19 protein-coding genes are annotated in these 17,363 nt (G+C 66.4%); 1 reads left to right on the top strand and 18 read right to left on the bottom strand.

The features are described from left to right. Nucleotides 1-37: 37 nt before the first annotated feature. The 5 genes from AC13FN_RS06515 to AC13FN_RS06495 all read right to left on the bottom strand — a co-directional run bounded on the left by AC13FN_RS06515 (nucleotide 38) and on the right by AC13FN_RS06495 (nucleotide 5,950). Nucleotides 38-2,518, bottom strand: a complete 2,481-nt coding sequence (locus tag AC13FN_RS06515) for a hypothetical protein (RefSeq protein WP_482984790.1) — start codon at nucleotides 2,516-2,518, stop codon at nucleotides 38-40. After that, nucleotides 2,518-3,930, bottom strand: a complete 1,413-nt coding sequence (locus AC13FN_RS06510) for a phage adaptor protein (RefSeq protein ID WP_482984791.1) — start codon at nucleotides 3,928-3,930, stop codon at nucleotides 2,518-2,520. Before AC13FN_RS06510 ends, AC13FN_RS06515 begins: the two co-directional genes overlap by 1 nt. Nucleotides 3,931-3,999: 69 nt before the next feature. Beyond that, on the bottom strand, nucleotides 4,000-4,530 hold the full coding sequence (locus tag AC13FN_RS06505) for a hypothetical protein (RefSeq protein ID WP_482984792.1): 531 nt from the start codon (nucleotides 4,528-4,530) through the stop codon (nucleotides 4,000-4,002). Then, on the bottom strand, nucleotides 4,530-4,841 hold the full coding sequence (locus AC13FN_RS06500; RefSeq protein ID WP_125428158.1) for a hypothetical protein: 312 nt from the start codon (nucleotides 4,839-4,841) through the stop codon (nucleotides 4,530-4,532). Before AC13FN_RS06500 ends, AC13FN_RS06505 begins: the two co-directional genes overlap by 1 nt. 47 nt (nucleotides 4,842-4,888) lie before the next feature. Then, nucleotides 4,889-5,950 (bottom strand): phage major capsid protein, encoded by a 1,062-nt coding sequence (locus tag AC13FN_RS06495; RefSeq protein ID WP_482984793.1) that lies wholly within the window; start codon nucleotides 5,948-5,950, stop codon nucleotides 4,889-4,891. Between the two features lie 238 nt (nucleotides 5,951-6,188). Between AC13FN_RS06495 and AC13FN_RS06490 the strand changes: the two genes are divergently transcribed. Beyond that, nucleotides 6,189-6,674 carry a hypothetical protein gene (locus AC13FN_RS06490; protein ID WP_482984794.1) on the top strand — a complete coding sequence of 162 codons (486 nt, stop codon included), beginning with the start codon at nucleotides 6,189-6,191 and terminating at the stop codon, nucleotides 6,672-6,674. Nucleotides 6,675-6,704: 30 nt separating this feature from the next. Here AC13FN_RS06490 and AC13FN_RS06485 read toward each other — a convergent pair whose 3' ends face one another. From AC13FN_RS06485 to AC13FN_RS06425, 13 genes are all read right to left on the bottom strand, one after another. Beyond that, nucleotides 6,705-7,790: a hypothetical protein gene (locus AC13FN_RS06485; RefSeq protein WP_482984795.1), complete on the bottom strand. Its 1,086-nt coding sequence runs from the start codon at nucleotides 7,788-7,790 to the stop codon at nucleotides 6,705-6,707. A 41-nt stretch (nucleotides 7,791-7,831) separates the two neighbouring features. Next, nucleotides 7,832-8,203, bottom strand: a complete 372-nt coding sequence (locus AC13FN_RS06480) for a Gp49 family protein (RefSeq protein ID WP_329766103.1) — start codon at nucleotides 8,201-8,203, stop codon at nucleotides 7,832-7,834. Nucleotides 8,204-8,218: 15 nt separating this feature from the next. Continuing rightward, the gene (locus AC13FN_RS06475; RefSeq protein WP_482984796.1) at nucleotides 8,219-10,264 is read right to left on the bottom strand and encodes a hypothetical protein; all 2,046 of its coding nucleotides are present in this window, start codon (nucleotides 10,262-10,264) and stop codon (nucleotides 8,219-8,221) included. After that, nucleotides 10,261-11,616, bottom strand: a complete 1,356-nt coding sequence (locus tag AC13FN_RS06470; protein WP_482984797.1) for a phage terminase large subunit — start codon at nucleotides 11,614-11,616, stop codon at nucleotides 10,261-10,263. The genes AC13FN_RS06475 and AC13FN_RS06470 overlap by 4 nt, the downstream gene beginning before the upstream one ends. Continuing rightward, complete coding sequence (locus AC13FN_RS06465; RefSeq protein ID WP_482984798.1) at nucleotides 11,603-12,121, bottom strand: terminase; 519 nt, start codon at nucleotides 12,119-12,121, stop codon at nucleotides 11,603-11,605. The genes AC13FN_RS06470 and AC13FN_RS06465 overlap by 14 nt, the downstream gene beginning before the upstream one ends. 321 nt (nucleotides 12,122-12,442) lie before the next feature. Beyond that, nucleotides 12,443-12,856, bottom strand: a complete 414-nt coding sequence (locus AC13FN_RS06460) for a hypothetical protein (RefSeq protein WP_482984799.1) — start codon at nucleotides 12,854-12,856, stop codon at nucleotides 12,443-12,445. 29 nt (nucleotides 12,857-12,885) lie between these two features. Continuing rightward, nucleotides 12,886-13,416, bottom strand: coding sequence for a hypothetical protein (locus AC13FN_RS06455; RefSeq protein ID WP_482984800.1), 531 nt, complete (start codon nucleotides 13,414-13,416; stop codon nucleotides 12,886-12,888). Then, nucleotides 13,401-13,784 carry a Ref family recombination enhancement nuclease gene (locus AC13FN_RS06450; protein WP_482984801.1) on the bottom strand — a complete coding sequence of 128 codons (384 nt, stop codon included), beginning with the start codon at nucleotides 13,782-13,784 and terminating at the stop codon, nucleotides 13,401-13,403. The genes AC13FN_RS06455 and AC13FN_RS06450 overlap by 16 nt, the downstream gene beginning before the upstream one ends. 154 nt (nucleotides 13,785-13,938) lie before the next feature. Then, a complete protein-coding gene (locus tag AC13FN_RS06445; protein WP_482984802.1) occupies nucleotides 13,939-14,391 on the bottom strand; it encodes a recombination protein NinB in 453 nt (150 codons plus the stop codon). Further along, the gene (locus tag AC13FN_RS06440; protein ID WP_482984803.1) at nucleotides 14,388-14,558 is read right to left on the bottom strand and encodes a hypothetical protein; all 171 of its coding nucleotides are present in this window, start codon (nucleotides 14,556-14,558) and stop codon (nucleotides 14,388-14,390) included. Before AC13FN_RS06440 ends, AC13FN_RS06445 begins: the two co-directional genes overlap by 4 nt. Beyond that, a complete protein-coding gene (dnaB, locus tag AC13FN_RS06435) occupies nucleotides 14,555-16,036 on the bottom strand; it encodes a replicative DNA helicase (RefSeq protein WP_482984804.1) in 1,482 nt (493 codons plus the stop codon). The genes AC13FN_RS06440 and dnaB overlap by 4 nt, the downstream gene beginning before the upstream one ends. Next, nucleotides 16,033-16,998: a hypothetical protein gene (locus tag AC13FN_RS06430; RefSeq protein WP_482984805.1), complete on the bottom strand. Its 966-nt coding sequence runs from the start codon at nucleotides 16,996-16,998 to the stop codon at nucleotides 16,033-16,035. Before AC13FN_RS06430 ends, dnaB begins: the two co-directional genes overlap by 4 nt. Further along, a complete protein-coding gene (locus tag AC13FN_RS06425) occupies nucleotides 16,947-17,318 on the bottom strand; it encodes a hypothetical protein (protein WP_482984806.1) in 372 nt (123 codons plus the stop codon). Before AC13FN_RS06425 ends, AC13FN_RS06430 begins: the two co-directional genes overlap by 52 nt. Between the last annotated feature and the right edge of the window lie 45 nt (nucleotides 17,319-17,363).

Here is a 17,363-nt window from a genome sequence, read left to right as displayed (position 1 = left end):
GCCGAAATGCTGACTTCCTACCCCCCTTGATCAATGGTCACGCCATCGGGCGGAAGTCCTGCACGTACAGGCCGAAGGCATTCCACTGCCATGCCTCGGTGCCGTCGTAGACCAGCCGCACCGCGAACGTGGGCGCCGCCATCGACATTGGCACCGGCCCACCGGTGAGCGTGTCCGGGTCGACCTGATATGCAGGGGTGAACGCCCCGCCGTTGGTCTGGTCGAAGCCGACCTGGATGCCGACCTTGCCCCGCCCGACCACCTCGAAGCCGTACAGCATCTTCGTGACGCCTGCCGGGCCGAAGTCCAGCCACGGCCATTGGATGACGCCTTGGAACGGGGTGAACACGCCTGGGGCGAGCTCGTCCCCGATCGCACCGTCCACCATGCGGTAAATGCGGTTGGCCGAACGCAGGTAGAGCGCGTCGCCCTGGATCGCCCAGGTGTGCACCTCGAACGGGAAGACGTACCGGGACCACGCGCCCACCTGCCCGATCTGCGTCATCGTGTAGACGAAAACCTCTGTCTGGCCGTCCTTCGCGAACATCAACCAGTACTGGCCTGCGGCCGGGAAGTACAGTCCGCGCGGCACCACCGAAGGCTGCGCGAGCCATGCCTGCACCAGCGGGTCGATCGGCATACCCACGTCGCCGGCCTGGAAGTTGGTGCTGCTGGCGGCGATGCCGACGCTGCGCACGCCTTGGCTGGCCAGGAACAGCAGGTCGTTGCCTACGGCCGCGATGGCGCGGTGCTGGGTGCTACCCACCGGCAGCGCGTCGAGCAGCGACATGCTGGCCGGGTCTTCGTCGATCTGCCACAGCTGGAATGCCTCAGCGTTGAAGACGGTCAGGTTGCCGCGGTAGAGGCCCATGGCCGCCACCGGGTTGGCCCCGTAGTTCTGCAGGCCCGTGGGCAGGAACCCGGCATCGTTGGCGCTACTCCAGTCCTTCGGTGCCACGGTCGCGCTGTATGGCACGGTGTCGCCATTGCCGGCGAAGACCTTCGAGGCACCGATCAGCACCACCTTGCTGTTGGGGCAGTTCGGATCCTCTACCCGGCGGCTCACGGCCTGCCAGGTGACGCTTCCGTCTATCACGGTGCCGCCAACGTTGGTTGGCCATGCCGGTTCGCTGCCGCCGCTGACGTACAGCGGAGATGCGGTCCACGTAACACGGGTGATCGCCATCGCCTCCCAGGTCACGCCGCCATCGACCACGCGCTTGCCGAGGATGTTCGGCCACGCCGGTTCTGTGGCGCCGGTGTGCGCCACCACGTCCTGCACCGCGCGGTAGACAAGGCCCGCAGGCAGGCCGTTCACCGCGCCGCTGACGGTCAGGTTGTCAGCGCCGGTCACGTGATCATGGTCACCCACCGACCACAGCGCGATGACGCCGCGGGCGTACGAAGCACCTGCAGGCTTCGGCGACACCGCAGTGGAGATCGCCGCATCGCTGCTGACGATGTTCCCCTGCGTGTAGGAGATCATCACGTCGTCCTTGTCGTACCACCGGACCTCCACCCAGCCGCGCGTCGCGCCAGCCTTGGCCGGTCCCTGCTCGATCAGGCAGTTCGCGGTGAGTGATCCGCCATCTGCGACGACGAAGCGCGCCTGGTTCACGGCGGCGCCATCGCTGATTCGCCCGGGCAGCTCCAGCTTGCCCGCAACGATGTGCGCACCGCCTTCCAGATCCCAGCCGGTGTTGCCGTCGGTGAAGTTGCCGTTGATTGGTGCCGTCGCCGTCGGGCTGGGCAGGTTCACCGGCCTGATCAGATCGCCCTTGGCCGCCTGCTTGGCAGCAGTCCACTGCGGAACCGAGCCGCCGGCCGTGCCGCTGCCAGCGTTCCCCAACGGGTTCTCCAGTGGCACGTCCTCGTTCACTGTGCCACCGGCAGTGGCTGGCCACTGCGGCTCGGTATCGCCGGAACGCGCGTTCGCACCGCTCACCGAGCTGACCGTGTACTTGAAGCCGTTGTTGGCAGACGGCACAACCACGTTACCGACAGTGCGCGCGGCGTAGGCCTCCCACGCGGCGTGGCCACCACCGGTGTCGACCAGCGAATAGGCCAGGCCGTTGGGAGCAGTCGGGCTGACCAGCGCCCCCGGCAGGTAGGTGGTGTTGGCCGCCCACGGCTTCCCCTCCTCCAGCCAGTAGTGATAGGTCGACCCGTCGGAGAACTCGGCCACCACGTACAGGAACCCAAGGTACGGCAGCGAGTAGTGGATCTCCTTCAGCGTGGCCGCACCGTTGCTGGGGTGCTTCAGCACCACCACCGAGTAGCCAGGGCCAGCCGGCATCACCTGGTCCGCATAGACGACGAACGCGCCCTTGAATGAGGTCAGGCCGATCGTACCGGGCGGCAGGTCCAGTTGGATGCGCGCGGCCTGGCGCATGCGGATGGTCCGGGCAGCGGTCACGTAGCCGTTGAGCAGGTCGAACAGGGCATCCTCAGACGCGCCGCCCTTGTCGCGTAGGCGGGTGATGCCGGCCTTTACGGCGGTCAGATAGGTCGCGCGCATCAGTTGCCCTCCGGCCAGCCGCCAACGGGGATCGGGCGCCGCGCCGGTGGAATCTGTCGCGTGCCGGGGATGTAGCGCCGGGTTCCATGGGAACCGGCAATCAGCTGCCGCACGTAGGCCTGGGCCTGCTGCATGTAGTTGCCGGCGTCTGGCTGCTTGTAGTGCGCCTTCGCGTTCGCCAGCGCGTGCAGGAACACCGCGCGGCTGTTGACTGTCAGCAGGTCGTCGTCACCGGAGAGCCACTTCAGCCCAAGGTGTCCACGGATCTTGATCGTGTAGGCACGGTCGGGCGCCGGGAAAATCTCGATGCAGCCGGTGATCCTGTAATAGGCCGGCTTGCTCAGCGAGGTGCTGGTGTACAGCACCGGGTCGATGCCCTCGATCAGCGGCGTCCACTGCACGTCGTCCTGAATGCCTGCCCACGTGATGCGCCGGAAGTCCAGGTACTGGTCCAGATCCAGCGGCACGTCGTACAGGTTGGCGCCGGGCACGCACTGAATGGTCCACCAGCGCTCGGTGCGCAGTTCCTTGTACTGCTGGTACAGCTGGTCCTGAGCGTCACGAATGAAGCTGTCGACCATCGCATCGAGGTCGAATGGCCGGCGCTGCGCCATCTCCTGCAGGCGGCCGTAGTAGGCCTCGGCGTCCTTCTGGCCGTACTTCGCCTTCGCATCGGCGATCGCCTGCATTTCCACGGCCACGCCGTCGATCAGGGTCTTGTCGTCGCCTTCGACCAGCGGCGCCTTCCCGTCGCTGTAGCGATCCATGGCGTACCGCTGCAGCAGTGAGTCCTGCGCGGTGTTGATGATCTGGTCCACATCCGCAGACTTGGCCACCGTGGTGATGTAGCCGCCCAGCTGGTCGTAATAGGCCTTCGCGTCCTGCTGGCCGTGGTGGGCCTTACCGTTGGCCAGGGCCAGCAGGAAGACGGCCCAGGGATCGAGCGTGGTCACGTCGGCGTCGTCATGGAACGGTGCCAGCGGCGTGCTGACGCTCAGCCGGTACTGGTGCTGCAGCGCCACCTGCGCTTCGGAGAGGAAGTTGGTCAGCAGCTCCTTGACGCCCGGCGCCCAGGCGTCGGCCGTGGCCTGCGCGGAGAACCCAAGCCTGCGCAGCAGGTCCAGCCGCAGTGATGCCATCGTGCGCGGTGCAGGCGTGCCCACGTAGGTGAAGCCAAGCGCCGTCGATACCGTCTGCCGCAGCTGGTCGAACGTGCGCTGCACCTTCACCGGCTCGACCACGAAGCCGAGACGGCGGATCACCTCCTGCCGTGCCTTCTTCAGTGACCATTCCACGCCCAGCGATGACAGGTTCACCTGGCCGGTGTCGTAGTTGATCGGCGCGTCGTACCCCAGCGGGCTGTCGTAGACGTTGCCGCCGTTGACCATGATCGGTGCGTTGTTGCCGCCCATATCGTTCTCCAGGAAGAAAAACGGCCGACCGAGTCGCCCCGGCCGGCCGCCAGCCCGCCGCCAGCGGACTTAAACGGTTTCGCTGCCCTGGTCGCCCAGCGCCGCGCTGATGGCGTCGATCACGCCCTTGCGGTTCTTGCCAGCCTTCTCGATCTCGGCAAGTTTCTGCAGGTCCTCGTCGGTCAGGTTGTCCAGCGCCGCCTCAATCTCGGCGACGGTCTTGCCAGCGAGGGTTTCCAGCTCGGTCGGCTGGTCGTCTTCTTCCTCGTCGTCCTGGTCAAACTGCTCGGCTTCGTCCTTGGCCGCAGCGATGCTGGATGCCACCGCCTTGGCGAAGTCACGTTCGTTGCGGTAGGCGTACTTCAGTGCCTCGGAACCTTCCGCAGTGCGGCCGTACTTGTTCTGCAGGCCGGCGAACACTTCTGCCATATCGAAGTTTTCGACCTGGATGGCCTCGCGCTTCGACTCGCTGATGGATTCCGGCGGGTACAACTCTTCCACGATCGGCAGCTCGTAGTCGAAGATCTGCACCGGCAGCTTGGTGGTTGCGTCGCGGTCGATGACCAGCGTCAGCAACAGCAGGGATACGGTCTTGGCCATTACTGCACGCCCTCCAGGGTGATCGGCGCCGTCGCGGCGGTGCCAGTGCGGATGAAGTCCGGCAGGTCGGCAATTTCGACCACCGGGGCCAGGTTGGCGGCCGCGCTCAGCAGGGTGAACCAGCCCGAGCTGCCAGCGGCCGGAGTGCTGCCGTCGGCCGGTGCTTCGTGGCCCTGCAGCAGTACGCCGGTGGTCACGGCAGTGTTATCACCCAGGTTGGCAAGGCCTTCGCGGCCCCAGCCGCCCAGCAGCGGGGTCTTGTTGAGCTTGACGATGGTGCCCCCGGTCGGGAGCGTCTTCACGTTCGGCATTTCGTTCTCCTGCCGGCGAGGGATACCCCCGCCGGCGTTGCGTGGGGTCAGGCGATCGAGAAGACCGCGTTGCTGTTGCCCTTCTTCAGCGTCAGGCCGTAGTGCGCCGTCATGCCGAAGTAGTGGGTATGGCGGTCGTACACGCGCGGCGGCGTGCGGCGAACCATCCAACGGCCCTTCACCGGGCGCAGCTTCAGCGACTTGCTGTTGAGGAAGTACCCGCGCTTCTTCCACGGAACCGCGATGGTGCCCAGCAGGTCGTCCAGGGCGTCGAAGGTCGGATCCCACACCACCGGCACGCCCTTGAAGGCCAGAGCCTTGGTGGACGGGTCAAGGGTGACGCCGCCGGTGGCCGAGGTGCCCATGGTGATCTGGCGGCTCATGACCTTCAGCGCGTCAGCCTGGATGGCGTCGTACATGTCCGAGCCGACCACGATGAAGTCGGGCGCACCCAACTTGCCGTAGGCGATCGACTTGCGCCACAGGGTTTCCAAGTGCGAGATCAGGTTGCCGGCGGTACCGGTGCTGATGCCGATGTCGGCCCAGTTGCGCCAGTACGGCGTGGCCGCGCGATCGATGCCGCCGACGGTGCCCACGGTCGGGGTGGTGCTGACCAGCGCGTCCAGACCCGGAACAGCCTTCGGGTTGGTTGCGCCGTCCAGGTGCACTTCGATGTCCCAGTTCTCCTGGAAACCGTCCTTCAGCGTGGTCCAGTTCTCGTCCAGGATGTTGACGATCTGGATCTTCTCGGCCTCGGTCATCACCGCATTGCGGTCATCGGTGAGGATGATGCCGTTGTTGGCCAGCTCGGTTTCGTTGAGGGTGAAGCCGTCGAAGGCCTCATACGCCTGGAACGGCGCCAGGCGCACGGTCTTCTTGCGGTTGTAGGTGACCTGGTCGTCACCGGTGTAGTTCTGGTAGTTCGAGTCGTTCGTGTAGCGGATCTTCTCGTTGAAGACGCCGTTGCCGAAGATCGAATCCTGGCGGTTCTGGATCAGCCAGTTGGCCAGCGGTCGCTGGGTGGTGAACTGATCGATCGGGTCGTTGGTGGCGTAGGACTGCAGCTGGGTATTGGCACCAGACAGCAGTTGCGCAGCGGTAAGCGGCATGGGAATGGCCTCGGAAGGAAAGATGGCCAGCCCGCAAGGGCTGAGGGTCTTTCCGCGTTCCGAGGGCGCGAGGCTCGTTACAGCGCTACCGGCGGCGAACCCGGCTTACGTCACACGCGGGGCGGCTGGTGTGCCGCTCAGTGGTCAAGATGCCAGCGCTGGTGGGCGCGTCAATGGGCGCTGGCGGTACACTCGGCGGACCGGGGCAAGCCGGCTATCCACATACAGGGGCAATGGAATGAGTTTTCCCGTAGCAGCTTTCTGCGTCGCTGACGCATCCGCCGTTCCGACCGGCCATTACTTTTTCTTGAATGGGAACTGGTTCATCTCCGTCGATGCCAGCCAAGGCCGCAGTTCACAATCCGCAATCTGTCTTTCTGGCGATGCCACCGGGCTGTTTGCTCCATCTCCGGCAGGCGAAGCCATCTACATTGGTGGCGGATTCAAGGTTGTTCCACGCGTCAAGAGCATTGAAGCATCGGTGACTGGACCTAAGAATCCGTGGTTCGGTTCGCTCATCCTCGGCGTTATGCCCCACATTTACACAGAGCAGCGCAGTCTCCCTCGGCTCTTCAGCATCGATGGATTCGAGCGTGACGGAGACGGCCTGGCTGATAGCCGACGACGATTCGTCGAGTGGGAGGCGTGGCTAGTCGACTCGAACGGGAAAGATGTCCAGCAGCAGCCACTGTTCGTCGTGGCTTCGCCAGCCAGCAAGGATTAAAGAGAAAGGGGCCGAAAGGCCCCTTCTCCGTTACTGCCCGCGCGCCCGGGCTGCTTGCACACCGATGTCGAACGCGTTCTCGGGAGTGATCTGCGGAGCAACCGGCGCGGCAGAGTTCGCCCTGACCGGGTTGGGAGCACTGCGGGCGACAGGTGCCGCTGCAGCTGGCGCGGCGACCGCGTTGGCCGGCAGGGCCAGGTAGGCGCGGTGGATCTCGGTCTGCCACTGCGCCGGCGGCAGCGTGCGCTGGATGATGTCGATCGTCGGCGTCAGCAGCACCATTTTCTGGTCGAACTGCGCATCACCAGCGCGGAGCTGCGCACCCAGCTGCTGCACCGACACAAGCCCCTGCTGGTACTGCAGGTCCTGCTGCTGGCGATCCTGCTGCGCTTGGGTGTGGCTCTGCTGCAGCTGGCCGGTCTGCCGGTGCTGGGCCAGTTCCAGTGCCACGTCGCGGGTGATGTCGCCGGAGTTCACGCGGCCGGCCAGGTCCGGGTGCGCACTGAGCGGGTCAAAGCCAGGCGCCTCGCGGCCCAGCTGCTGGCCCAGCCACTGCAGTTCCCCCTGCATGCGCTCGTAGGCGTCTGCCATGCGCCTCGGGTCGCCGGAGTTGATGTCGGACAGGTAGCGCAGCGCACCGCCGAACTGCTCCGGCGTAGCGCCGGTGCTCTGGACAGTTTCCTCCCACTGGCTGACCCGCTCCCGGGCATCCCGCGCCTGGGTATGCAGCTCCTGGAAGCGCTCGGCCGCGCGTTCCTTCAGGCCCAGCTGCTTGACCTCGTCATCAACGGTCGGCTGCTGCGGCTGCGCGGGCGGTGCCGGCTGCTGCTCACCTGCAGGCGGCGCATTCGGGTCGACGGCAGCCGGCGTTGCCGGTGCGCCGTCCTGCGGCGGCTGGCCGTCTGCTGCCGTCGGGGCATCGCCGGGGAGCGCGTCCTCGCGTGCTTCCTGCTCGCGCGCGGCTTCAACGCCGGCGGAGAAGGCATCCAGATCAGCGGCAGCGGGCTGCAGTGCGTCCCCACCGTCGGCAACCGGCGGTGCGCCAGTGTCGGCCGGCTGGACGTCGGTCGGGGTGGTATCCGGCGTGGACGGGGTGTTCTGGTCTTCGGTAGGCATGGTGGAACCTCAGTTGGCGGCGGGTTGGCGTGGCAAGGGGATCAGCCCAGTCCGGGGTGATCGGGGAGCGAGGTCAGCTCGTCGCGCAGGCGGAAACCCAGCAGCGGCCAGATCTTGGCCACAGCGTTCTGGCGCGCGATCTTGCGGCCGATCTCAGCGTCGAAGTTCTCCGGGCTGGCGCAGGCCGATTCGCCGGTTACGGTGAAGCCGTTGCGCAGGACCAGCACGCAGAAGGTGAGCTGGCGGAGTGGCGAAACAGCACCTACCGGGGCGTGGAACCCGTCATGGGGTACGCCATCCGCCGCGATGATGTACCACTCGCTTTCGATCTCCGCCTCGATGGCGCCAGGCGTCACACGCGGGGCGGTCAGGCCCTTGGCCTGGATTTCCTGCTCGATGGTCTTGTCGTTCATGGTCTGCTCCTGTGGTCAGAGAGGCGGGGCGACAACGCCGCCCACGGGTGCTGCGGTGGGTACCGGCGCTTCGGCCGGCGGGAGGGCTTGCATCGGGTCGGCAGGCGGCATGCCGGGCATGGCCGGCGCATCGATCACGGCACCCGGCGCAACCTGCGGCACCTGGGGAATGAAGGTGTAGGCGTCGATCGACGTGTCGCCGGTGCGCTCGATGGTTTCGACCATCAGCTGCTCCAGGCTGCTGGCGATGTCCAGCGGCGTTGCGCCGCGCATCTCGCCGATGGTGACGACAGCCTGCTGCAGCTGCGGCAGGATCGCGCCCCACTGCTGCCGGCGCAGGTTGGACGCCGGGCGCCCCGAGCTGCCGGCGCGGATGTCGACGTTCAGCAGCGCGGAGACCAGCTCAGGCAGGGGCGCGTTGAACCAAAGCGCCTCGGGCCCGGCGATGTCGCTGACCTCTTCAGGCGACAGGCCGGCGGGCGACATGGATTCCTCGGCCGTGTACTGCGCGATCTCGCCCAATACGTCGTCCAAGCTGTCGCGGCTGTAGCCCAGGCGGGATTCGGTGCCCTGTTGCTGGATGTCGGCCTCGGTGGCCGTCTTCGCAGTCTGGATGCTGGAGGACAGCGCCTCCTGGATGCCCCAGATCAGTTCCAGCTCGGCGCGGATCGGGGCTGTGTCGTACAGCGCGGCATCGATCTGGTTGTACTGGATGGGGAACAGCACGTTGCCGGTGGGCTGGCCCTTCAGGTCCAGGCCGACCATCTCCCCGACGCCTGCGCCTTCCAGCTTCGCCGCATCGTCCGGCTCTACAGCGCCGCGATCGAAGCCCAGCTTCGGGATGGCTCGGCGGCGATGCTCGCGGTAGTTGGTGCGGGTGCGGTTGTACTCGTCCAGCAGGGCGCGCGAACGGTCCACCAGCGACTGCGGATGCCGCTCCCCATCCACCCACAGCGGTGCCCACTGGAAGAACGGGTAGAAGCGCGTGCTGCGCTGGTCGGGGGTGTACGGCTGACGCAGGTTGCGGCGCAGGCCAGGCGTGATGGTGTGCACCAGGTTGGTGGTCAGGTCCCACACCTCCCAGATGCACATGAAGCGCGGGCCGGCGTCACTGCCCTGACCCGCTGCCGTGGCGCTGCGGAACACCTCGGCGTCGCTCTCGCTCACCACGCCATCGGCCGGGGCGAAACCGCCTTCGCGCGTACGGCTCTCCGGCTGCACGTGGTAGTAGGCCTCAGCCTTGCCCAGGTCGTCGCGCAGCTCCGGGAACGTCGCCTGCGCCTTGTCGTACGGCATGAAGGTGCGGTGGGCGATCCACGGCGAGATGGCGTAGTCCTTCAGGGTGGCGACGTCCATGGACACCTGGATGTCTTCGCCGCGCACGAAGTCGAAGACCAGGCCGTTGTAAATGATGTGCTCGACCTGCGCTTCCAGCGTCTGCATCTGCTGCTCGTATTGAGCCTTCAGCAGGTCCGGGTTGGCGGCGTTGCCCTCGGCCAGCTCCGTTTCCATCAGCGACAAGGCTTCGAGCTTGGCGCGCAGGTCGGCGATGCGCTGATCGGTGGTCGGGTCGCGTTCGGTCTCGCGGTGCCATGCCGCCTTGATCCAGCCAATGCCGATGCTCAGGCCCGAACGCACCATGGCGTCGGCGGCGTGCTTCAGGCGCCCGCGCTTCCACAGCGAGGCGATGACGATCTCCAGCGTTCGGCCGACCTGCTTGGCCAGCTGCACCCGGCTGGAACCGACAGATTCAGCGGGCTGCACGGCGGGCTCAGGGTCGCGGGCGTACAGGAACGAGGTCAGCAGGTTCACGTAGGTGCCGGCGATCGGCACGCTCACGTCATAGACCGGGTCGACCTGGTTGCGGCAGTAGCGCCGGTCCAGCGCATAGCCCTTGCGGGCATGTTTGTCGAACTCGCGAGATTCCTTGATGCGCTTGTGCCAGTTGGCGACGTCTGCCTCTTCCTGTGCCAGCGCCTGGGCCTGCGCCTCGCGCTCGGCGTCGGCTGCCTGCTCGGCCGCCAGTGCGTCGGTGAAGCTGTCGGCGGTGGGCATGGTCACAGGGCGGATCTCCTACGTTCGGCGAGTGAGGGCTGGTCGGAATGCTCCAACCACTGGCGGCTATGGGGCACCAGCACCCGAGGCCGTTCAATGGACGGTCGGTCGCGCGCGCTTACTGCGGCGGGGAATTTGCTGTGGATGAAGTAGCCAAGGGCGTCCGGCGGATGGTCGAAGCCGGTCGTTTTGTCGGGCAGCCCGTTGGCGTCGTACGGCTGCTTCTCCAGCGCCTCCGTCAGCTTCGGGCAGTTGCGCACGTTCACCAGGAAGCGGCGGCGGCGCTTGGCGTTGAGGATCATGGCGTTGACGCTGACCACGCGGGAGCGGATGCGTGGGTTGGCCGCCGGCACCACGATCGTCATCGACCGCTCGGCGCGGATCAGGCCCAGATCGGACGTGCTGGCGTTGTTGGTGTGCTGGCTGTCGCCGCTGGCGTCCGGGTAGATCGTCATGCGGTGGTTGCCGTACTGATCCCGCAGCGCCTGGATCATCGCCGGGGTGTCGCGGATGCCGGTCAGCTCGGCCAGCGCCATCGGCTCGCCGTCGCGGATCACGCAGACGATGGCCGTCATGTTCAGCACGTTGAAGTCCATGCCGATGTGCAGCGCCTCGCCGTCCTGGATCTCGGCCGTCGTGTTGTTGGCGGTGCGGGAGAACGCCGGGTACACAGACCCCGTGGTCAGGTTGACGAACATCCCGTCGATGTAGGCCTGCACCAGCTGGGGCGGGTAGCTCTCGAACAGCGACTGGATGTAGTCGTCCGGCAGGTTGGCCTCGTTGTCGTAGGTGCTGGCATGCACCAAGCCGTACAGCGCCTGCAGCTTCGGGTTCTCGCTGGGCAGCTGGTGGAACTGCTCGTAGACGAAGTTGAACCCCTCGGGGGTGGTCGTCACATCGATGCCGTTCTGCAGGCCGTCGGCCTTCACACGCAGGCGGGCGATGATCTTGCGCCAGGCGTCCTGGGCCTTCCGCTTCTTCAGCGTATCGATCTCATCGACCAGGGCCTTGCCGACCTTGAAGCCGACGATGCTGGCCGGGTTGTCCATCGACCGGCAGATGACCGTGCCGCGGTACTGGCGGCCTGAGTACAGGTGGGCCTCCTTGTTCGACTCGACGATGCGCGCGCGCAGGCCCCAGTCGTAGGCCACTTCCTCGATCGTCGGATAGAAGATGTCGCGGATCTGCGGATAGCTGGGAGCGAAGTAGCCGGCCGGCACGCGCGGATGCGTCCACACGTGGCTGCACAGCGAGCCGCAGCCAACCCAGGTCTTGCCCGAGCCGAACCCGCCCACGAAGGCGCGGAACTTGTGCGGCAGCTGCAGGAACGCGGCCTGCGGTTCGTTAAGGGTTGGCATTCCGGCGGCGCCCGCTGACCACGTTCACCGTGACCGCGACCGGTGCTGGTGTCTCGCCGTCGTCTTCGCCCTCTGGCTTGTCCCGCCAGCTGCCCGGCTTGCGGTTCTTCAGCCAGAAGATCGCCGCGGTGGTGTCCGGCGGGAACTGCTTGTCGGTCGAGGTGACCACGATCTCCCCTTCCACCACCCGGACGTCGTCCTCTCGGCAGCGGTAGCCGGTTGCCCGTTCGAACAGGGCGCGCTCCACCCGCAGGTCGGCCTCGGCCTTACTCAGCTTTAGGGCTTCCGAAAACTCGGGGTGCTTGATCTTCCACAGGTTGACCGTGGACAGAGCCACGCCGAAGAACTCCGCCACTTCCGGGTCGGTGCAGCCCCTACGGCCCAGCAGTGCGGCCTGGCGCGTGAACTCCGCGCGGTACTTGGTGGGCCTACCACCCTTCGAAGGGGCTTTGGCGGCCTTTTTGGCCGGTTTGGCCTTCGGCACGTCTTGCTTCTTGCGGGGCATCAGCTCGCCCTCTGCGGGCAAGGCTGCCGATTCCCGGGGGCATGAACGTCACCATGGAGAGGCAAGTCCCCATGGCCGCCGCAACGCGGCATTCCCCGTGTCGGCTGCACGCTGTTGTCGACACCTGCGTGCTGGTCGTCCCGGTACTCGCCCCGGGCGGCTTCCTGACTGTTCCGCCACCAGGGCGACGGGCTGCGGTCGATAGCCGGCACCGTTCCGTCGGGACGGACGATGCTCGCGTGCAGCAGTTCCATGGTGGATAGCGTCTGGCGGTCGCTCATGCTGCTGTTATCCCAGCCTGAGCATTCCGATCAATGGCGATCAGGCAGCAGCGAACAATTCCAACTGCATCGGCCAGCGGATGGGCTCAGGCTGCTCCCAGCCGTAGTGCTCCCGCAGGTCCTCGGCGATCTGCTCCGGGTTGGGGAAGCTGACCCTCTTGCCGTCGGCGGTGTCGGCGCCGTAGAGCCCGAACAGCCAGCCGGGGTGTTCCCGCATCATGCCCTCCCCTGCTGCCGAGCCGATGCGCAGGGCGAAGATGCTGCAGGCCGGATCGCCGAACACGTAGCTGCCTTCTCCCTGAGCGTTGCGGATGTCGCGCACGCGGGAAAGCACCTTCCTGGCCACCATCAGCACGTCCGCCTCGCTGGCCACGGCAACGCCAACCGCTGACCGGCGGAACTGCCGGTGCGGTGCTGCCTGCCTGGTCGTCTGGTTGTCGGTCTTCTTGCGCATGGTCGTTCCCCCGGTGGGGTTCGTCGGGATCAGGCTGAGGCCTCGTCGGTGATGTGCGAGGCCAGGTGGGTGTTCTCGAACCAAAGGGCGATCAGCAGCGCGTCGGCGCGGCCGTTGTCCTTCTTGCGGCGCAGGGACGGCGCGGCTGATGGGAACCGGCTGATCGCCAGCACGCGAGCGGCGTCCTTCTCCTGCTTCAGCAGCCCGAACGACCGTTTCCAGCTGGCCGGCTCCGCTCTGGTGGTCGGTATGCCCAGCAGCTCCAGCACTGCCTTTGCCTTGCCGTAGGTGTCGCCGAAGTTCATGGACGACTGGGCGCCCTGCTTTCGACCCTTGGCCGGCATGGCCCGCACCCGTTCGATGCAGGCCGAGACGTGGGCATCCGGGTTCATCTCCTTGGCGGCGCGGATGAACAACGCCATCGCGCGCGCGTCGAGCTCGGTGTGGCCGTCCACTTCCATGGTGGGGGTGTCGATCACCGGCCCGGCCTCGCCGTCCACCAGCGTGGCGATGGCGCCGGTCAGGCCAGGGTCGATGCCGAAGGTCAGGCTGCGCGCCATGGCCGCACCCTCCCCCAATACTGGTCGAGCGCGGTGTTCTGCAGGTCCAGCAGGTAGTCGTCGTTGCCGATCTCCTGGCGGAAGCGGCGCGGCTGCTTGGCGTAGGACGGGCCGAACAGCGCTTCGCAGGTGTCCGCGTCCATACCGCCGAAGGGCTCGCCGCGGTGCGAACACGGGTTCAGGCCGATGGTGAAGTCATGGCCGCGCCGCTTCTGGCCGTGCTTGCCGCCGACCGTCAGGTGGTGCACTTCGCAGGGGATGTAGCCCATGCCCAAGGCATATGCGACCACGCAGCCGATGTCCTTGATGGCATCCATGCGCTGTTGCTGCTCAACGGTGGGCTTGCTGGTGCTGCGACCGCGCTTCATCAGCGTCCACCCATCTGCCACACGCAGTACAGGGCGCTATGCCCCACGCTGGTGCATTCCTTGAACTGCCAGCGAACGCAACCTCCAACCAGAAGCAGAAAGCCTCCGATGAAGACCAGGTAAGCCACGAGTTGTAGCTTTTCTTTGAGCCATTTCATGCCGCATACCTCTGCAGTCGCTTCGGGGCTTGGTCGCTCAGGCGCACGTTGTTCTCCACGGCCCAGGCCTGCGCGAAGGTGATCAGTTCGGCCATCTGTCCCACGGTCATGCGCCGGGTCTGGATGGACAGGTTCACGATGCTGGCGCCGTCAAGGGACGGGACCACGTCGCCCTGCTGTCGGTTGGACTCGCGCGCCCACGCGTCGACCAGCAGGCGCTTCCAGCCCTCGGCGTCGATGTAGCGGCCGGCCCATTTCAGTTGGGTGGCCATCTCGCCGCAGATGGCGTGGAACATGGCGTTCTGCTCCAGGCTACGGCTGGGCTTGTACTCCTTGACGGTCACACACACGTCCAGCCCCAGCTCCAGGAACTGGCAGGCGAAGTGCCACGCAGCCGCCATGCGGTCGCGGGCATTGCCGGCGCGGAGAATGAAGGTTCCCAGGTTCATGCGGCGCGCTCCTCTTCCGTCGCCAAGGTTGTGGCCATACCCCTGCACCAGCCAGCGATGGCGTAGCCGATGGGGACCAGATCCAGTTCGGCATCCACCGGCGGCAGGCCTGCCTCGATTTCCTCGGCCTGCTGAATGCACCAGCTCGCCCTCTCGTTCGGTGTCATGCGCGCTCTCCAGTTGCCATGTCCTTGCCGCTCCTGCGGCGATCGCGCGGCGCGTCGAAGCCGCCGCTGTCATCGTCTGCATCGCGCAGAACGGTTTTGAGCGAGTAGTTCGGCTTCTCGCCGTGGTGGTTCTCGAATCGGCTGCATTCGAGGTGATGCCGCAGGTAGGCGGTGCCGGTCTCGCCCTGGCGGTTCTTGGCCAGGATGAATTCCGAGATGCCGGGAGCGCCGCAGGCGTCCTTCGTGTAGTAGTCGTCGCGGTAGATGAAGGCGATCACGTCAGCGTCCTGCTCGATGCCCCCGGACTCGCGCAGGTCGGCCATCACCGGGCGCTTGTCGGTGCGGGTCTCCAGCGAGCGGTTGAGCTGCGACAGCGCGATCACCGGGCAGCCGAGCGTCTTGGCCAGCTTCTTCAGCGTGCGCGAGATGTAGGAGACTTCCTCGGTCCGGTTACCGGCCTTGGCCGGCCCCGACAGCAGCTGCAGATAGTCGACCGCGACCACGCCCAACCCGCCCTTCACCTTGGCGTGCATGCGGGACGCGCGCGCGACCAGTGAATCCACCGGCAGCGAGCCGCAATCATCGATCGCCAGCGGCAGGCCATGTAGGAAGTTGCGGGCGATGCTCAGCTTGTGCCAGTCGTCGTTGGTCAGCTCGCCCTTCACGCGCATGCGCGACAGCGGCACGCCCGAGTGCATGCTCATCAACCGCGCCAGCAGCTGCCGGCGGGCCATCTCCAGGCTGAACACCGCAGCGTGCTTGCCCTGCACTGCCACGCTGTAGACCCACTCCAGCATGTTCGCCGTCTTGCCCATCGACGGCCGGGCCGCGAGGATCATCAGGTCCGTGGGTTCCAGACCGGGCAGCTTCCTCGCCACGTTCTGCCACGGCGGAACCAGCCCCAGGTCGGCGGTTCCCTCGAACCGGGCCTCCATTTCCTCCCACATGCCCTGCAGATCGCTGCGCACCATCACCAGGCCACCGTTGCCGCCCGACTGCACGCTCAGGTTGGCGAACTTCGCGGTGGCGTTGGCCACCAGCGCATCGGCGTCCTCGTCGGCCGTGCCGTAGGCGTCGTTGGTGATCTCGGTCGCGCGCTCGATCACGCCCCGCAGCAGCGCCTTGTTGCGCACGACCTCTGCATAGCCGCGGATGTTGGCCGCTGACGGCGTGGTGCTGGCCAGCTCGACCAGGTAGGCGCCATCGCCCACCAACTCCAGCTGCCGCTGGTTCTCGAACCAGTTGATCAGCAGCACCGTGTCGAAGGGCTGTTCACGGTCGGCCAGATCGCAGATGGCGTGCCAGATCAGCTGGTGGTCGCGGCGGTAGAAGTCCCGCTCGGTCAGCACATCGCGGACCTCGCTCAGCGCTTCCGGCGCCAGCATCAGCCCGCCGAGGACGGACTGCTCAGCGTCGATCGAATGCGGCGGCACCGGCAGGTAGGCATAGTCGTCGCGGTAGGCAGGCTGGGCGCTCATGGGGCCTGCTCCTGCTCACGGGCCTTTTCGGCGTCACGCTCACGGGCCAGCTGCACACCGGCGGTGGTCAGCTCGCAACCGCCGGCAGGCGGCAACCACCAGAGCTTGAACCAGTTCCGGCGGACGGCATCGCGGAAGTGGGCGCGCCAATCCTTCTGCAACCGGCCGCTGTCGCGATGCCGGCCAGCGAACTCCCGCCATGCCAGGTGCAGGAAGTCCTTCGGGATCCCAGCGTCACGGGCGAAGGCAAAGATCGGGTCCGTCCTCGGGATGGCCGATTCGCCAGCGTCCTGGCACTGGTCGAGGAACGCAGCGAAGGTGATCTTCTCCCGCTTCTTCCGCCCTGGCTTCGCCCCTTCGGCGGCAGCCGGAGGGGTATGGGGAGGTTCTTCTGCTTTTGGAGACGGATTCGGAGACGGAGACGGATTCGGAGACGGGGCATTGCCAGAATCTGCTAGCGGCAGATTTCCGCCTGCTACGGGCATGCCACTACCCTGCTCGTTCTGTGCTTGTAGCAGCTTGGCCGCATACTCTGGCATCAGTTGCGATGCCTCCTGGCGACCGTGCCGGCGGCACAGTGCAGCCCATTTCGCCTTCTCCGAACGAGCCTCAGCACCGGCTGACCAGGGCTGATGCTCGGACCAGTCGTGCAGCTGGTAGGCGCCCTCGCTGCCATCGAGGAATCCGACCGAGGCCAGCTCACGCACCAGCGCGTCGTTGTCGCCAGCCCAGTCCGCAGCCAACTCGATGTCTTCGGCGGTCATCCCTTCCAGATCGCCATCCGGCCGGTTGGCGCGCGCCCACAGGATCAGACACACCAGCGACCAGCCAGCGGCAGGACCCAGCCGACGAACCAGCTTCTTCGTCTTCGGGTGGCCGGGCAAACCCGTGCTGAGACGCGCGTCCGTGCTCATGCGCCCCTCAGCATCCCGGCCAGGCGCGACACTTCCGAGCGCCAGCACGGGGGCTCCATGGCAGCCTGCAGATCGAAGAACTGGCGCAACAGGTTCGACTCAGTCGCAGCGCACAGCGGGCCGACCAGCCGGCGCGGGATCGGACGCATGCCGCGGCGCATGCGCGACACGTAGCTCTCCGACTTGCCGATGGCAGCGGCGACGTTGGCCAGCTTGTGATCGCCGGCCTTCATCGCGATGGCCAGTGCTTGGTCCGGCGACTCGATCTGCCGCACGACCTGCAGCGGTGCGTCCTTCGGCTTCCTGGTCACGCAGATGCCCAGGTGAAGCCGTCCAGTTGGATCCGTCAGGTTGTCAGTGATTTCCATGATTTGCCTTTTCTTGCCAGGGGGTTGGGGGCGGAAATGGAGGCC

This window comes from Stenotrophomonas sp. 115C5 (genome assembly GCF_056861055.1).
The sequence above is the reverse complement of the archived record's forward strand: the minus strand, read 5'-3'. Positions and strand labels throughout refer to the sequence as shown.

Excerpts from the sequence above, each read along its gene's own strand:
- AC13FN_RS06515 (WP_482984790.1), bottom strand. The coding sequence starts at position 2,518 with ATGCGCGCGACCTATCTGACCGCCGTAAAGGCCGGCATCACCCGCCTA.
- AC13FN_RS06510 (WP_482984791.1), bottom strand. The coding sequence starts at position 3,930 with ATGGGCGGCAACAACGCACCGATCATGGTCAACGGCGGCAACGTCTAC.
- AC13FN_RS06505 (WP_482984792.1), bottom strand. The coding sequence starts at position 4,530 with ATGGCCAAGACCGTATCCCTGCTGTTGCTGACGCTGGTCATCGACCGC.
- AC13FN_RS06500 (WP_125428158.1), bottom strand. The coding sequence starts at position 4,841 with ATGCCGAACGTGAAGACGCTCCCGACCGGGGGCACCATCGTCAAGCTC.
- AC13FN_RS06495 (WP_482984793.1), bottom strand. The coding sequence starts at position 5,950 with ATGCCGCTTACCGCTGCGCAACTGCTGTCTGGTGCCAATACCCAGCTG.
- AC13FN_RS06490 (WP_482984794.1), top strand. The coding sequence starts at position 6,189 with ATGAGTTTTCCCGTAGCAGCTTTCTGCGTCGCTGACGCATCCGCCGTT.
- AC13FN_RS06485 (WP_482984795.1), bottom strand. The coding sequence starts at position 7,790 with ATGCCTACCGAAGACCAGAACACCCCGTCCACGCCGGATACCACCCCG.
- AC13FN_RS06480 (WP_329766103.1), bottom strand. The coding sequence starts at position 8,203 with ATGAACGACAAGACCATCGAGCAGGAAATCCAGGCCAAGGGCCTGACC.
- AC13FN_RS06470 (WP_482984797.1), bottom strand. The coding sequence starts at position 11,616 with ATGCCAACCCTTAACGAACCGCAGGCCGCGTTCCTGCAGCTGCCGCAC.
- AC13FN_RS06465 (WP_482984798.1), bottom strand. The coding sequence starts at position 12,121 with ATGCCCCGCAAGAAGCAAGACGTGCCGAAGGCCAAACCGGCCAAAAAG.
- AC13FN_RS06460 (WP_482984799.1), bottom strand. The coding sequence starts at position 12,856 with ATGCGCAAGAAGACCGACAACCAGACGACCAGGCAGGCAGCACCGCAC.
- AC13FN_RS06455 (WP_482984800.1), bottom strand. The coding sequence starts at position 13,416 with ATGGCGCGCAGCCTGACCTTCGGCATCGACCCTGGCCTGACCGGCGCC.
- AC13FN_RS06450 (WP_482984801.1), bottom strand. The coding sequence starts at position 13,784 with ATGAAGCGCGGTCGCAGCACCAGCAAGCCCACCGTTGAGCAGCAACAG.
- AC13FN_RS06445 (WP_482984802.1), bottom strand. The coding sequence starts at position 14,391 with ATGAACCTGGGAACCTTCATTCTCCGCGCCGGCAATGCCCGCGACCGC.
- AC13FN_RS06440 (WP_482984803.1), bottom strand. The coding sequence starts at position 14,558 with ATGACACCGAACGAGAGGGCGAGCTGGTGCATTCAGCAGGCCGAGGAA.
- dnaB (WP_482984804.1), bottom strand. The coding sequence starts at position 16,036 with ATGAGCGCCCAGCCTGCCTACCGCGACGACTATGCCTACCTGCCGGTG.
- AC13FN_RS06425 (WP_482984806.1), bottom strand. The coding sequence starts at position 17,318 with ATGGAAATCACTGACAACCTGACGGATCCAACTGGACGGCTTCACCTG.